At 64.6% G+C, this 14,346-nt stretch carries 17 protein-coding genes and 1 other RNA gene; 6 read left to right on the forward strand and 12 right to left on the reverse strand.

The genetic code is table 11. From position 1 onward, the window contains the following. Positions 1–97 precede the first annotated feature (97 nt). The 5 genes from ACO6VM_RS02010 to ACO6VM_RS02030 are packed head-to-tail and all read right to left on the reverse strand — an operon-like array spanning position 98 to position 4,910. Positions 98–1,315, reverse strand: coding sequence for a 2-octaprenyl-3-methyl-6-methoxy-1,4-benzoquinol hydroxylase (locus tag ACO6VM_RS02010; RefSeq protein WP_422402706.1), 1,218 nt, complete (start codon positions 1,313–1,315; stop codon positions 98–100). Between the two features lie 9 nt (positions 1,316–1,324). Next, positions 1,325–1,807: a DUF4442 domain-containing protein gene (locus ACO6VM_RS02015; RefSeq protein WP_110992150.1), complete on the reverse strand. Its 483-nt coding sequence runs from the start codon at positions 1,805–1,807 to the stop codon at positions 1,325–1,327. Beyond that, positions 1,804–3,003: a 2-octaprenyl-6-methoxyphenyl hydroxylase gene (gene ubiH, locus ACO6VM_RS02020; protein WP_401057489.1), complete on the reverse strand. Its 1,200-nt coding sequence runs from the start codon at positions 3,001–3,003 to the stop codon at positions 1,804–1,806. The genes ACO6VM_RS02015 and ubiH overlap by 4 nt, the downstream gene beginning before the upstream one ends. Then, positions 3,000–4,334: a Xaa-Pro aminopeptidase gene (pepP, locus tag ACO6VM_RS02025; RefSeq protein ID WP_125462174.1), complete on the reverse strand. Its 1,335-nt coding sequence runs from the start codon at positions 4,332–4,334 to the stop codon at positions 3,000–3,002. Before pepP ends, ubiH begins: the two co-directional genes overlap by 4 nt. A 21-nt stretch (positions 4,335–4,355) precedes the next feature. After that, complete coding sequence (locus ACO6VM_RS02030; RefSeq protein WP_401057488.1) at positions 4,356–4,910, reverse strand: YecA family protein; 555 nt, start codon at positions 4,908–4,910, stop codon at positions 4,356–4,358. 153 nt (positions 4,911–5,063) lie between these two features. Here ACO6VM_RS02030 and ACO6VM_RS02035 point away from each other — a divergent pair, with 153 nt between their 5' ends. The 4 genes from ACO6VM_RS02035 to ACO6VM_RS02050 all read left to right on the forward strand — a co-directional run bounded on the left by ACO6VM_RS02035 (position 5,064) and on the right by ACO6VM_RS02050 (position 6,457). After that, the gene (locus ACO6VM_RS02035; protein WP_110992146.1) at positions 5,064–5,273 is read left to right on the forward strand and encodes a TIGR02449 family protein; all 210 of its coding nucleotides are present in this window, start codon (positions 5,064–5,066) and stop codon (positions 5,271–5,273) included. Further along, complete coding sequence (locus ACO6VM_RS02040; RefSeq protein WP_347149021.1) at positions 5,270–5,590, forward strand: cell division protein ZapA; 321 nt, start codon at positions 5,270–5,272, stop codon at positions 5,588–5,590. The genes ACO6VM_RS02035 and ACO6VM_RS02040 overlap by 4 nt, the downstream gene beginning before the upstream one ends. A gap of 17 nt (positions 5,591–5,607) precedes the next feature. Next, positions 5,608–5,787, forward strand: a non-coding RNA gene (ssrS, locus tag ACO6VM_RS02045) — 6S RNA. A 61-nt stretch (positions 5,788–5,848) separates the two neighbouring features. After that, the gene (locus ACO6VM_RS02050) at positions 5,849–6,457 is read left to right on the forward strand and encodes a 5-formyltetrahydrofolate cyclo-ligase (protein ID WP_401057487.1); all 609 of its coding nucleotides are present in this window, start codon (positions 5,849–5,851) and stop codon (positions 6,455–6,457) included. 19 nt (positions 6,458–6,476) lie between these two features. Here ACO6VM_RS02050 and ACO6VM_RS02055 read toward each other — a convergent pair whose 3' ends face one another. After that, complete coding sequence (locus ACO6VM_RS02055; RefSeq protein WP_167409789.1) at positions 6,477–6,629, reverse strand: hypothetical protein; 153 nt, start codon at positions 6,627–6,629, stop codon at positions 6,477–6,479. 177 nt (positions 6,630–6,806) lie between these two features. On the opposite strand from ACO6VM_RS02055, the gene ACO6VM_RS02060 reads away from it, so the two are divergent. Next, on the forward strand, positions 6,807–7,259 hold the full coding sequence (locus ACO6VM_RS02060) for an EVE domain-containing protein (RefSeq protein ID WP_401057486.1): 453 nt from the start codon (positions 6,807–6,809) through the stop codon (positions 7,257–7,259). Here ACO6VM_RS02060 and ACO6VM_RS02065 read toward each other — a convergent pair whose 3' ends face one another. Then, positions 7,260–7,664 carry a flagellar basal body-associated protein FliL gene (locus tag ACO6VM_RS02065; RefSeq protein WP_125462169.1) on the reverse strand — a complete coding sequence of 135 codons (405 nt, stop codon included), beginning with the start codon at positions 7,662–7,664 and terminating at the stop codon, positions 7,260–7,262. Positions 7,665–7,822: 158 nt separating this feature from the next. On the opposite strand from ACO6VM_RS02065, the gene ACO6VM_RS02070 reads away from it, so the two are divergent. Further along, positions 7,823–8,800: an NADPH:quinone oxidoreductase family protein gene (locus ACO6VM_RS02070; RefSeq protein ID WP_401057485.1), complete on the forward strand. Its 978-nt coding sequence runs from the start codon at positions 7,823–7,825 to the stop codon at positions 8,798–8,800. Between the two features lie 59 nt (positions 8,801–8,859). Here ACO6VM_RS02070 and ACO6VM_RS02075 read toward each other — a convergent pair whose 3' ends face one another. The 5 genes from ACO6VM_RS02075 to trxA form a co-directional block, all read right to left on the reverse strand. Beyond that, complete coding sequence (locus ACO6VM_RS02075) at positions 8,860–9,510, reverse strand: gamma-glutamylcyclotransferase (RefSeq protein WP_125462167.1); 651 nt, start codon at positions 9,508–9,510, stop codon at positions 8,860–8,862. 305 nt (positions 9,511–9,815) lie between these two features. Beyond that, entirely contained in the window at positions 9,816–10,784 is a 969-nt protein-coding gene (locus ACO6VM_RS02080) for a CDP-6-deoxy-delta-3,4-glucoseen reductase (RefSeq protein ID WP_125462166.1), read from the reverse strand. After that, positions 10,784–12,250, reverse strand: coding sequence for a 4-hydroxy-3-polyprenylbenzoate decarboxylase (gene ubiD, locus ACO6VM_RS02085; protein ID WP_110995705.1), 1,467 nt, complete (start codon positions 12,248–12,250; stop codon positions 10,784–10,786). The genes ACO6VM_RS02080 and ubiD overlap by 1 nt, the downstream gene beginning before the upstream one ends. A 200-nt stretch (positions 12,251–12,450) precedes the next feature. Further along, positions 12,451–13,710: a transcription termination factor Rho gene (rho, locus tag ACO6VM_RS02090; RefSeq protein WP_011536308.1), complete on the reverse strand. Its 1,260-nt coding sequence runs from the start codon at positions 13,708–13,710 to the stop codon at positions 12,451–12,453. A gap of 307 nt (positions 13,711–14,017) precedes the next feature. Beyond that, positions 14,018–14,344 carry a thioredoxin TrxA gene (gene trxA, locus ACO6VM_RS02095; RefSeq protein ID WP_011536309.1) on the reverse strand — a complete coding sequence of 109 codons (327 nt, stop codon included), beginning with the start codon at positions 14,342–14,344 and terminating at the stop codon, positions 14,018–14,020. Between the last annotated feature and the right edge of the window lie 2 nt (positions 14,345–14,346).

A 14,346-nucleotide genomic window follows, 5' to 3' on the forward strand; every position in this document is an offset into this window, starting at 1 on the left:
GGGGGGGGGGAGGATTTTCCCTTGGCTTGAAAAGTTAGGGGGACGCCCCTCCCCCACGGGGTTTGGTGGGGATTGGGTTTCCCCCCGCGATTGAACCTCAGGCCCTGGCCAGCTCCGGCAGGTCCCCAGACAACCCCAGCGCCTGACGCACGAACATCGCCTTGGCCTCAGGCATCTGCTCCACCAGCTTCAAGCCGCTGTTACGCAACCAGCGCAACGGCAGCGGGTTGGCCTGGAACAATCGCTCGAAGCCCTCCATCGCCGCCATCAGCGCCAGGTTGTGCGGCATGCGCCGGCGCTCGTAGCGGCTCAATACCTTCACATCAGCCAGACGCTCGCCACGCTCGGTGGCGCGCACCAGCTCCTCGGCCAGCACCGCGGCATCGAGGAAGCCCAGGTTGACCCCCTGCCCCGCCAGCGGGTGAATGGTGTGGGCGGCATCGCCAATCAACGCCAGGCCCTCCTCCACATAACGCTTGGCATGGCGCTGGCGCAGCGGTACACACACCCGCGGGTCCGCTTCCAGCACCGCGCCCAGACGCCCCTCGAAAGCCCGCTCCAGCGCAGTGCAGAACGCCGCGTCGTCCATCGCCATGGCCTGCTCGGCCTGCTCCGGAGTGGTCGACCAGACGATCGAGCACCAGTCCTGCTTGCCATCACGATCGAGCGGCAGGAAGGCCAGCGGGCCTTCGTCGGTGAAACGCTGCCAGGCCGTGGTGCGGTGCGCTTCGCTGCAACGCACGCTGGTGACGATGGCGTGGTGCAGGTAATCCCACTCACGGGTTTCGCAACCGGCCAGGCGGCGCACCGCCGAATTGGCGCCGTCGGCGGCGATCACCAGCGGCGCTCGCAGTGTGCGGCCATCGGCGAGGGTCAGCAGCCACTCGTCACCGGAGCGGCGCAGCTGTTCCAGGCGAGCGTTGGCCAGCAGGCCGACGTCGCTGTCGTGCAGGCGCTCCAGCAGGCCATCCTGGATGACCCGGTTCTCGACAATGTGGCCGAGCACCTGAGCATGCACGCTGGCCGCCGAGAAGTGGATCTGCCCGGTGCCACTGCCATCCCAGACATGCATGTCCGAGTACGGCGAGACCCGCCGCCGGGCGATGCCGTCCCAGGCGCCAAGGCGCTCAAGGATGCGCTGGCTGGCCGCCGACAGCGCACTGACCCGCGGCTCGAACGGCGCCTCGGCATCGAAAGGCTTGACCGACAGCGGGCCGCCATCGAGCAGGAGGATTTCCAGGCCACTGTGGCGCAGGGCCAGGGCCAGGGCGCTGCCGACCATACCGGCACCGACAATCAACAGATCTGCGCGCATTTCCATGCCTTACGCCTGCCTCGCTTGCGGCTTGAGCCGCACATATAGGGTTTTGTCGACCCGCGCCACCAGCTCGCCGGCGCCATCGCGGATCTCCACCTGCAACCTGGGCAGGTATTTCTTGCCGCTGGCGGTCTGCTGGCGAATCTCGTCCAGCAGCGCGTCGTCGACGTGGAATTCGGCGTACACCGGGCCCTTGCCCGGCGAGATGAAATCGATGCTGGCGGCCTTGTCCCAGACGATGTATTCACGCCCCAGCTGCTCGATCAGCAGCAGCATGTAGAACGGGTCGACCATCGAGTACAGGCTGCCGCCGAACTGGGTACCGACGTAGTTGCGGTTCCACCGCGTCAGTTTCATGCGCACCTTGACGCTGCGCATGTCCGGGCTGATGGCCTGGACACGGATGCCGGCGCCCAGGTAGGGCGGGTAGCAGTTGAGCAGCCAGCGCAGCAGGCGGGCCTTGCGCGCGAGCTTGCGGGGATCGCTCATGGGCGGCCCCGCGGGTCAGGGCGGGTGCCGAGGCCCATGGCCTGGCGGGCGAACCAGCTTTTTGCCGGTGGCAACAGGTCGAGGCCCAGCAGGCCGAGGTTGCGCCCGGTGGTGATCAGTGGCTGGTTGCTGCCGAACACGCGGGTGACCTGGTCGGAGAAGCCGATGGTCAGCGCCTGGTCGAGCCGCTGGCGCTGCTGGTAGGCCTGCAAGGTGGCCAGGTCGCCGGGTTGTTGCGGGCCGGCCAGCAGCGCGTCGGCCAGCGACTGCACGTCACGCAGCGACAGGTTGAAGCCCTGGCCGGCAATCGGGTGCAGGCTGTGGGCGGCGTTGCCGAGCACCACCAGGTGCGGACGCACCTGCTCCTGGGCCTCGACCAGCGCCAGCGGGTACAGGTGCCTTGCGCCCACCTGACGCAAGGCGCCGAGACGGTAGCCGAAGGCGTCCTGCAGTTCACGCAGGAAGCTGCGCTCGTCAAGCTCGGCCAGGCGTCGGGCATCCATGCCCTGGCGGGTCCAGACCAGCGCACAGCGGTTTTCCGGCAACGGCAGCAACGCCATCGGGCCTTGCTCGGTAAAGCGCTCGAACGCCTGGCCGCGGTGGGCCTCGCCCGGGGTGATGTTGGCGATCAGCGCGCTCTGATCATAGGGCGTGCTGCGCACGTGGATGCCCAACTGTTCACGCAAGCCAGAGCGGCCGCCGTCGGCCAGCACTGCCAAGTCGCACTCCAGCGAAGTGTCGTCGTCCAGTTGCAGGCGGTAGCCGCCGGCGACGGCCTGCATCGCCTTGACCTCGGCCGGGCAGCGCCAGCTCACCACCTCATTGTCGATGGCTTGCCACAGGCACTGGCCGAGCCAGGCGTTCTCGACCACGTAACCCAGCGCTGGCACGCCCTCTTCGAGCGCATCCAGGCGGGTGGCGCCAAAGCGGCCACGGTCGGACACCTGGATCTGGCTGATCGGCTCGGCGCGGCGGCTGATGGCCTGCCACAAGCCCAACTGCTCGTAGATCTGCCGGGTGCCGTAGGACAGCGCCGAGGAGCGCGCGTCGTAGCTGGGTTGGAAGCTGTCGCCCGGGGCGAACGGCTCGATCAGCAGGATTTTCCAGCCGCGGGCCTTGGCCCCGGCCTGGAGCGTGAGTGCAAGGCTGGCGCCAACCAGCCCGCCACCGATGATCGCCAGGTTGACCCGGCTCATGCCACAGCCTTGCGGGCATCGAGCATCAGCGCTTCGATCTCGGCGATGGTTCTCGGTACGCCCGAGGTGAGGATTTCACAACCTTGCCTGGTGACTACCACGTCGTCTTCGATCCTTACGCCGATGCCGCGCCATTTCTTCGCGACGTTCTGGTTGTCGGCGGCAATGTAGATGCCCGGCTCGACGGTCAGGGCCATGCCCGGTTCGAGCACGCGCCACTGGCCACCGACCTTGTATTCGCCCACGTCGTGCACATCCATGCCCAGCCAGTGCCCGGCACGGTGCATGTAGAAGGCGCGGTAGGCCTCGCTGTCGATCAGGGCCTGTACCTCGCCCTTGAGCAGGCCCAGCTCCACCAGGCCCTCGGTGATCACCCGCACGGTGGCCTCGTGGGCATGGTTCCAGTGCTTGCCGGGGGCGATCACCGCGAAGGCCGCGGCCTGGGCCGCGAGCACCAGTTCGTAGATCGCCTTCTGCTCCGGCGAAAAACGCCCGCTGACCGGGAAGGTGCGGGTGATGTCGCTGGCGTAGCAGTCGATCTCGCAACCGGCGTCGATCAGCACCAGGTCACCGTCCTTGAGCGGCGCGTCGTTCTGCTGGTAATGCAGGATGCAGCTGTTGCGCCCGGCCGCGACGATCGAGCCGTAGGCCGGCATCTTCGCCCCACCTTTGCGGAACTCGTAGTCCAGCTCGGCTTCCAGGCTGTATTCGTGCAGCCCGGCGCGGCAGGCCTGCATGGCCCGTACATGGGCCCGCGCCGAGATCGCCGCGGCCTCGCGCATGACTTTCACTTCCGCCGCCGATTTATACAGGCGCATGTCGTGCAGCAGATGATCCAGGGCAACGAATTCGTTCGGTGGCTGCGCGCCCAGGCGGGCCTTGGAGCGGATCACGTTGATCCAGTCCATCAGCCGGCGGTCGAACTCGGGGTTGCTGCCCATGGCGCTGTAGACCCGCTCGCGGCCTTCGATCAGGCCAGGCAGGATCTCGTCGATATCGGTGATGGGGAAGGCATCGTCGGCACCGAAGTCGCGCATCGCGCCGTCCTGGCCGGCGCGCAAGCCATCCCACAGCTCGCGCTCAGGGTTGCGTTCACGGCAGAACAGCACGTACTCGCCATGCTCGCGGCCGGGAATCAGGGCAATCACCGCCTCGGGCTCGGGGAAGCCGCTGAGGTACTGGAAGTCGCTGTCCTGGCGATAGACGTGCTCGACGTCGCGGTTGCGGATGGCAACGGCGGCGGCGGGCAGGATGGCGATGCTGTTGGGGACCATCTGCGCCATCAGCGCCTTGCGCCGACGGGCGTACTCCGCCTTGGGTATGTGGCTCATGGGCAAACGACCCCGAATCGATCAGTGCAGCGATGGCTTGGGCGCGGGCGCGGCCGGTGCGGCCAGCTCGGTGTACAGCAGCAGCGGCGCGACACGCAGGTACTCCATGACTTCCATGTAGTCGCTCTCGCCGTCCTCGGACTCTTCCAGCGCTTCCTGGACTTGCGAGATGGCTACCAGGTCCTGGAGCACTTCCTTGGCATCGGTGGACAGGTCCTTGCCGCCGGCGTTCAAACCGAAACCGGCGATGAAGCCCTGGCACCACTGGCCCAACGCGGTGGCGCGGTCGCTCAGTGCGGCATCGTCGGAAGGCAGCAGCAGCACGATGGCGACGTCTTCGCCGGTCAGCTCGGCCTTGACCATCTCCTGCAGGCCGATCAGGGCATTGCGAACCGTGTCGCCGGGTTCGGTTTCCAGCAGTTGGGCGGCGTCGGCCAGCCAGGCATCGGCATCGAAGCCGGCACCGGCGCAGCTGCGGCCGATCAGCAGGCCATGCAGCTCGGCCGGGGTGACAGGGTGGCCATTGCTGGACAGCAGCATGGCGAAGGCGATGTAGGGCGATTGGGTATTGGGCATGGGCAGCTAGGCGCCAGACGGCGCAATGACTAGAATGAAGGCCTTGTATCCTAGCACCGGCAGGCGCGCCAAGACCATCAGCACTGGCCGCGTGGCGACTGTGCGGGCATGATCGCAAGGTGAGTCGACGATGGAGCGAATCGAGTGCAACCCATGCAAGAGAACGACCTGCAAGCGCTGATGAGCCGGTTCGAGTCGCTGATCGAGCGGGTCGAGCAACTAAAACGGCAAAACGCACTCTTAGTAGCGCAGGAAAAAACCTGGCGCGAGGAGCGCGCCCACCTCATCGAAAAGAACGAGATCGCCAAGCGCAAGATCGAATCGATGATCCTGCGCCTCAAGGCCCTGGAGCAAGACTCATGAGTTCAAGCAATAGCGTCACCGTCCAGATCCTCGACAAGGAATACTCGATCATCTGCCCGCCCGAGGAGCGCAACAACCTGGTCGGCGCCGCCCGTTACCTCGACGGCAAGATGCGCGAGATCCGCAGCAGCGGCAAAGTGATCGGCGCCGACCGCATCGCGGTCATGGCTGCCCTGAACATCACCCACGAGCTGCTGCACCGCCAGGACCGACCGGAAGCGGCCAGCAGTGGCGGCACCACCCGTGAGCAGGTGCGCGACCTGCTGGAACGGGTCGATCAGGCGCTGTCCGACGATCCGGTTAGCAAAAACGATTGAGATTGGTATACTGGCGCCACTCCCTGGGGGATGCGCCAGTCGGTTATGTCCCTGAGCCGATACGCACAACCACGGGGGTTGCACGCTGGGGCCGGTGTGCATGTCCGCCCGACGGAAAGCCTTAACGCCCCCTGCAATCTCCACCTTGAACTTTCGGGTTCAAGGGCTACACCGATAGCGGTCTTGTCGGGGAGCCTGCATTCAGAACTGCCCGCCTCCAACGGCGGGCTTTTCGTTTCTTCAGGGATCGCCCGTGCCATGACCGACACCGCGCCGCTCACCCGCCCCCAGCTTCGCCGCCTGCTGCGCAATGCGCGCCGCGCCCTCACACCCGCCCAGCAAAGCCAGGCCGCCCTTGGCCTGTACCGCCAGCTGGCGCAGGATCCGTTGTTCCGCCGCGCCCGCCACATTGCCCTGTACCTGCCCAACGACGGCGAGATCGACCCGCGCCTGCTGTTGCGCGAGGCGCACAAGCGCGGCAAGCGCGTCTACCTGCCGGTGCTGCACGCCTGGCCACGCACGCGCATGGTGTTTCAGCGCTTCGAGCAGGGCGAGAAACTAAGGCCTAATCGCTTCCGGATCTCGGAGCCGATGATCGAGCGCAAGCGCCAACGACCCGTCTGGGCGCTGGACCTGATCCTGCTGCCGCTGGTCGGTTTCGATGAAATGGGGGGGCGATTGGGTATGGGTGGTGGTTTCTATGACCGCAGCCTGGCCTATCTGGGGCGGCGCAAGGCTTGGAAAAAACCGCTGCTGCTGGGGCTGGCGCACGAATGCCAGAAGGTCGAACGCCTCACTCAGGCCAGCTGGGATGTACCGCTGCGGGGGACGGTCTCGGACCGTGACAGGTACCTGGCGCCGAGGTGATCAGGCTCGAAAATGTGGATCAGCGCTGCTGTTGCGCCGGGTCGACCGGCATCTGCTGGCTGGCGGCGTCCAGCTTGCGTTCCCACAGACCTTGCGCATAACCGGTAGTCACCACGCCCAGGCCGAAAATGAAGGCGAGGATCCAGAGCAGGTCCGGTTTACGTTGTTTCATCGAATGCCCCCCTAGGCAAACTGTGCGTGCTCGGCGCCTTTATGGGTGGCGGCCGGAGCGTCTGTCTTTAAAATCGGCGCATTTTCCGCCAACGTGAGCCCACACGCAAACGTTGACGCCAACCGGCTGTCGGTTTGATGCAACGAGTTATTTCAAACCCTTTCAGGAGCAGTATCCATGGCCTATTGGCTGATGAAATCCGAGCCCGACGAGCTCTCCATCGAAGGCTTGGCAAGGCTCGGCAGCGCCCGCTGGGATGGGGTACGCAACTACCAGGCGCGCAACTTTCTGCGGGCCATGAGCGTCGGTGACGAGTTTTTCTTCTATCACTCCAGCTGCCCGCAACCCGGCGTGGCCGGTATTGCCCGGATCAGCGCCGCCGCCTACCCGGACCCGACCGCGCTGGACCCTGCCAGCCACTATCACGACCCCAAGGCCAGCGCCGACAAGAACCCCTGGAGCGCCGTGGACGTAGAGCATGTGCAGACCTTCCGCCAGGTACTCGGCCTGGGCCTGCTCAAACAGCAGGCCGCCCTCGAAGAACTGCCGCTGGTGCAGAAGGGCAGCCGCCTGTCGGTGATGCCGGTGACCGCGGCCCAGTGGGCGGCGATCATCGCCCTGGGCCGTTGATCACTGCACGATCAGGTTGTTGAACAGCAGGTCCTCGACGATCGGCTTGCCCTCTTCGGCTTCCATCACCTGCTGCACTTGCTTGAGCGCGTCCTGGCGCAGTTTTTCCTTGGCTTCGACGTTGCTCATGTTGTCCACACCCTGCTGGGTGAACAGCGCCACCAGCTGGTTGCGGATCAGCGGCTCGTGGTGCTTGACCGCCGCGGCGGCGGCATCGCCGGTCACGCGCAGGGCAACGTCGGCCTTGAACACACGCAGCTTGGGGCTGCCGTCGAGGGCATAGTTGCCGACGAAGGGCGGGCTGAGGCTGATATAGCTCACCTTGGGCGCCCCTTCCTTGGCCTCCTCGGCCATCGCCGCGGCTGGCAGCATCAGGGCCAGCACCATCAAGATCCACGCTTTCACCAATTACGCTCCTCAATACAGTTGGCGCCAGCTTACCCAGCGCGCCGGGCAAACCCAAGCCCGGGCTTATGCCGGCACATCAGGGCGGGCCATGCTCGTTGACCCGCCAAACGGCCCTCCTACACTTATCGGCCACCACACGCAAAGGAATAGCCCTGATGAAAGCCTTGTTGTGCAAAGCCCTGGGCCCGGCGCGGGACCTTGTTCTGGAAGAGGTCGCCAGCCCCGCGCCGAAGAAGAACGAGATCCTGCTCGAGGTGCATGCCGCCGGGGTCAACTTTCCCGACACCCTGATCATCGAAGGCAAGTACCAGTTCCAGCCGCCCCTGCCGTTCTCGCCCGGTGGTGAGGCGGCCGGCGTGGTCGCAGCGGTCGGCGAGAAGGCCGGCGCGTTCAAGGTCGGTGACCGGGTCATGGCCCTGACCGGCTGGGGTGCCTTCGCCGAGCAGGTGGCGGTGCCGTTCTACAACGTGTTGCCGATCCCCGCGAGCATGGACTTCACCACCGCCGCCGCCTTCGGCATGACCTACGGCACCTCGATGCACGCGCTGACCCAGCGCGGCCAGCTCAAGGCCGGCGAGACCCTGTTGGTGCTGGGCGCCTCCGGGGGCGTGGGCCTGGCGGCGGTGGAAATCGGCAAGGCCCTGGGTGCTCGGGTGATCGCTGCCGCCAGCAGCGCCGACAAGCTGGCGGTGGCCAAGGCAGCCGGGGCCGATGAACTGATCGACTACAGCCAGGCCAGCCTGAAGGACGAGATCAAGCGCCTGACCGGCGGCCAGGGGGTGGACGTGGTCTACGACCCGGTGGGCGGCGCGCTGTTCGACCAGGCCGTGCGCGGCTTGGCATGGAACGGGCGGCTGCTGGTGGTGGGCTTTGCCAGCGGCACGATCCCGCAGCTGCCGGTGAACCTGGCGCTGCTCAAGGGCGCGGCAGTGATCGGGGTGTTCTGGGGAGCGTTCGCCCAGCGCCAGCCGGAGGACAACGCGGCCAACTTCCGCCAGCTGTTTGCCTGGCATGCCGAGGGTAAGCTGAAGCCGTTGGTATCGCAGACCTATGCATTGGCTGAAGGGGGGGCGGCGATCGAGCGGCTGGCGCAGCGCCAGGCGGTGGGCAAGTTGGTGATGGTGGCCCGATAGACCTCATCGCGGGGCAGCTCGATCTCGGCCCTTGGCGTGGGAGCGGGCTTGCCCCGCGATCAGACCTCACGCAGGTTATGGCAGCGCCTGAACCGCGCCTCCAGGTTGCGATCCGGCATCTGGTGGCTGCGCAGGGCATTGAGCGTCTGCTCCACATATTCGCGCGTGGTGCCATAGCGCCCGGTGGCGCTGGCGAGGATCTGGCTGAACAGGGTGTCTGGCAGGTTACCCGCGTAGCACGGCAGGTGCCTTTCCAGCACAAAACCCAGGGCCTGCACCTTGCTGCCGTCACCCAGGCGGCAACTGAGCCAGTGCGGGCGATAGGCCGGATAAGGCATCTCGCGTTGCCACAGGGCCATCAGCGAATCGTCCAGGTTGCTCTCGTCCAGGCGGTAGGCGAAACCGCTGCACGAACCGCCACGATCAAGGCCGAACACCAGCCCAGGGCATTCCGGGGTGCCGCGATGTTCGTGAGACCAGAGGTAAAGGCCACGGTGATAACCATGCACCCGCGCCCGCTGGCGCTCGACCGAATTGCACTCAGGGCGCCAGATTAACGAGCCATAGGCGAACAGCCACACCGGGCCACCCGTGTGCTGGGCCATTGTTTGCTGCATCGAGTGCTGCAGTTGTTCGCGGGTCAATTGCTGCCCGAAATCGAGTGACGGGGGATATGAGATTTGCCAGGACAAACTTTCAAGTGTCGACATGAGCTGCCGCCATTATTCCCTGTGAACTACCGAAAAGCGGTGTGCGCTGCCTGTACCCATGCCTTCGCGGGGCAAGCCCGCTCCCACGAGGGCTTTGCGCTCAGGCCTGATGACAAGCTAAGACAAAACGTACCAGGCACTCAAGCCTGAATGCGAAGTTTCATTCTATCTTCCGCCGAACGGAAACAGATATTGCGAGTATAGCGAAAGTTATTTTCTGCAACGGCAAGAGTTACCGCTATATATCCGACTTTAAATAGGTTGGTTATTAAACATGGCACGCCCTTGCGGCGTGCCGTGCTCTTTCAACCGCGCGGCGCGTAGGCGAACACGTCGGCGCGCATGCGATGCGGGTCCATGCCGGCTTCTACCAGGGCATCGAGGGTGGCGTAGACCATGTTCGGTGAGCCACTGGCGTACACATGCACCTGGTTGAGATCGCCGATGTCTTCGCAGACCGCTTCGTGCAACAGGCCGCAACGCCCTTCCCAACCGCACAGGTCGCTGACCACCTTGTGCAGGAACAGGTTGGGCAGGCGCTCCCACTCGGCCCAGTGCTCGATCTGGTAGAAGTCCTCGGGCCGCCGCACGCCCCAGTACAGGTGCACCGGGTGCTTGAAGCCCTGGGCGCGGCAGTGCTCGACCAGGCTGTGCATCTGGCCCATGCCGGTACCGGCGGCAATCAGCACCAACGGGCCATCGGGCAGTTCGGCCAGATGCGCATCACCGAAGGGCAGCTCGATGCGCGCCAGGCCATTGCGTCGCAACTGCTCGATCAACTGCACGGCGCTGCTTTCGCGAGCCAGCACATGCAGCTCCAGCTCACGCCCGCCATGGGGCGCAGAGGCCAGCGAGAAAGCGGCCTTGTCCGCCCCTTCACGCTCGATCATCAGGTATTGCCCTGCGTGGTAACGCGGCGGCTTGCCAGCGGGTGCGCGCAGGCGCACGCGCCAGACATCGCCACCGACGTCGACGCACTCGCTGACGGTGCAGGCCAGTTTGCGCACCGGCAGCTCGCCCAGGGCCAGCACACCGTCCCACAGCAAGACACAGTCCTCCAGCGGCTCGGCGATGCAGGTGAACAGCTCACCGTGATCGCGAATGACGCCTTCCTGGCGGATACGCCCTTCCACCAACAGCGCGGCGCAGACATGGCAGTTGCCGTTACGGCAGCTGTTCGGGCAGTCGTAGCCCAGGCGCCGCGCCGCATCCAGAATCCTTTCGCCCGGTTCCACCGCCAGCACCGCGCCGGACGGCTGCAAGGTTACCTGCATCAATCTATTCCCAACTGATCCCACAGCTCATCGATACGGCGGGTGACGGCCTCGTCCTTGACGATGACCCGGCCCCATTCGCGTGTAGTCTCGCCCGGCCATTTGTGCGTGGCATCCAGGCCCATCTTCGACCCCAGCCCCGATACCGGCGACGCGAAGTCGAGGTAATCGATGGGGGTGTTGTCGATCATCACCGTATCACGCTTGGGGTCCATGCGCGTGGTGATGGCCCAGATCACATCGTTCCAGTCGCGGGCGTTGATATCGTCGTCGGTGACGATAACGAACTTGGTGTACATGAACTGTCGCAGGAACGACCAGACACCCAGCATTACGCGCTTGGCGTGGCCTGGGTACTGCTTTTTCATGGTCACCACCGCCATGCGGTACGAGCAGCCTTCGGGCGGCAGGTAGAAGTCGACGATCTCGGGGAACTGCTTCTGCAGAATCGGCACGAACACTTCGTTCAGCGCCACGCCGAGGATCGCCGGCTCATCAGGCGGGCGGCCGGTGTAGGTGCTGTGGTAGATCGGCTTTTGCCGATGGGTGATGCGCTCGACGGTGAACACCGGGAAGCTGTCCACCTCGTTGTAGTAACCGGTGTGGTCGCCGTACGGCCCTTCCGGGGCCATTTCGCCCGGGTGGATCACACCTTCAAGGATGATCTCGGCGGTGGCCGGCACCTGCAGGTCACTGCCACGGCATTTCACCAGCTCGGTGCGGTTACCGCGCAGCAGGCCGGCGAAGGCGTATTCGGACAGGGTGTCCGGGACCGGGGTCACGGCACCGAGGATAGTCGCCGGGTCCGCCCCCAGGGCCACGGCCACCGGGAAGGGTTGGCCAGGGTGCTTCTCGCACCACTCGCGGTAGTCGAGGGCACCGCCGCGGTGGCTCAGCCAGCGCATGATGACCTTGTTGCGGCCGATCACCTGCTGGCGATAGATACCCAGGTTCTGCCGGTCCTTGTTCGGGCCGCGGGTGACGGTCAGGCCCCAGGTGATCAGTGGCGCCACGTCGCCCGGCCAGCAGTGCTGGATCGGCAGTTGCCCGAGGTCGACGTCATCGCCCTCGACCACCACCTCCTGGCACACCGCGTCCTTGACCACCTTCGGCGCCATCGACACGACCTTCTTGAAGATCGGCAGTTTCGACCAGGCGTCCTTCAAGCCCTTCGGCGGCTCGGGCTCCTTGAGGAACGCCAGCAGCTTGCCGATTTCGCGCAGCTCGCTGACCGACTCGGCGCCCATGCCCATGGCCACGCGCTCGGGGGTGCCGAACAGGTTGCCCAGTACCGGGATGTCGAAACCGGTGGGTTTTTCGAACAGCAATGCCGGGCCCTTGGCGCGCAGGGTGCGGTCGCAGACTTCGGTCATTTCCAGGACAGGGGAGATGGGAACCTGGATGCGCTTGAGTTCACCGCGCTGTTCCAGGCCACGGATGAAGTCGCGCAAATCGCGATACTGCATGCAAGGGCCTCGTGTGGGGGCATGTCGGTCGGGGGGCAGAGTGTAGCGCCGTTGAAGGGGTAAAGGCCAAAAATGACTTGGGGCCGCTGCGCGACCCTTCGCGGGTGAACCCGCTCCCAAACAGATCGCACGGACCCTGTGGGAGCGGGTTTACCCGCGAAGGGCTGCACAGCAGCCCCAGTTGCAGCCAGACGCGAAGCTTACTTGCGCTTCATCGACAGGAAGAACTCGTCGTTGGTCTTGGTCTGCTTGAGCTTGTCGACCAGGAACTCGATGGCGGCGATTTCGTCCATCGGGTGCAGCAGCTTGCGCAGGATCCACATGCGCTGCAGTTCGTCGTCGGCGGTCAGCAACTCTTCGCGGCGGGTGCCGGACTTGTTGATGTTGATGGCCGGGAACACACGCTTCTCGGCGATACGGCGGTCCAGTGGCAGCTCCATGTTGCCGGTACCCTTGAACTCTTCGTAGATCACTTCGTCCATCTTCGAGCCGGTCTCGACCAGCGCGGTGGCGATGATGGTCAGCGAGCCGCCCTCTTCGATGTTACGCGCGGCACCGAAGAAGCGCTTCGGCTTCTCCAGGGCGTGGGCATCGACACCACCGGTCAGTACCTTGCCGGAGCTCGGAATCACGGTGTTGTAGGCACGGGCCAGACGGGTGATGGAGTCGAGCAGGATGACCACATCCTTCTTGTGCTCGACCAGGCGCTTGGCCTTCTCGATGACCATTTCGGCAACCTGCACGTGGCGGGTTGGTGGCTCGTCGAAGGTGGAGGCGACCACTTCGCCGCGCACGGTGCGCTGCATCTCGGTCACTTCTTCCGGGCGCTCGTCGATCAGCAGGACGATCAGGTGGCACTCGGGGTTGTTGCGGGTGATGTTGGCCGCGATGTTCTGCAGCATGATCGTCTTACCGGCTTTTGGCGGCGCGACGATCAGGCCACGCTGGCCTTTGCCGATTGGAGCGCACAGGTCGATGACGCGACCGGTGAGGTCTTCGGTGGAGCCGTTGCCGGCTTCCATCTTCAGACGCTTGTTCGGGAACAGCGGCGTCAGGTTTTCGAACAGGATCTTGTTCTTCGCGTTTTCCGGGCGATCGAAGTTGATCGTGTCGACCTTCAACAGGGCGAAGTAACGCTCCCCTTCCTTCGGTGGGCGGATCTTGCCAACGATGGTGTCGCCGGTGCGCAGGTTGAAGCGACGGATCTGGCTGGGCGAAACGTAGATATCGTCGGGGCCGGCCAGGTAAGAGGCATCGGCGGAACGCAGGAAACCGAAACCATCCTGGAGAATCTCCAGCACGCCGTCACCCGAGATCTCTTCGCCGCTTTTCGCGTGCTTCTTCAACAGGGCGAAAATCACGTCCTGTTTGCGCGAACGGGCCATGTTTTCGATGCCCATCTGTTCGGCCATTTCCAAAAGATCGGTAATCGGCTTTTGCTTGAGTTCAGTCAGGTTCATAAGGGGAGTGACGTAATCATGTAAGAAGGGAGAGAGTTAAGCTTTGGCTTAATGAGGCCGCGCCGCTAGATGGCGACAGGATCGCGTACTGATTCGAATTGGGATGCTTCGGCGACGGCGTGCAGAGGGCACTGAAAGAAGCAGTGCGAGGCCGAATGTAACACTTGCTTTTTTCGACGTCTAGTGGTTTTGACCACACATATCGACAGGTTTTTATCTGGGCTGGCGCCATCGCGGGGCAAGCCCGTTCCCACGCGGAGCAACTGCGGCAGATAAAAAAAGCCCCGCATTTGCGGGGCTTTTCACATCACAGGTTGGCGTCGATGAACGCCTGCAGCTGCGATTTGGAGAGGGCGCCGACCTTGGTAGCCTCGACGTTGCCGTTCTTGAACAGCATCAGCGTCGGGATGCCGCGCACGCCGTGCTTGGCGGGGGTTTCCTGGTTTTCGTCGATGTTCAGCTTGGCGACGACCAGCTTGCCTGCGTAGTCTTCGGCGATGGCGTCCAGTACCGGAGCGATCATCTTGCATGGGCCGCACCATTCAGCCCAGTAGTCGACCAGCACCGCGCCTTCAGCCTTCAGTACATCGGCTTCGAAGCTGGCGTCGGTGACGTGTTTGATTTTGTCGCTCATGG

This window comes from Pseudomonas sp. GZD-209 (assembly GCF_049310485.1).
GTDB classification, from domain to species: Bacteria; Pseudomonadota; Gammaproteobacteria; order Pseudomonadales; family Pseudomonadaceae; genus Aquipseudomonas; species Aquipseudomonas sichuanensis.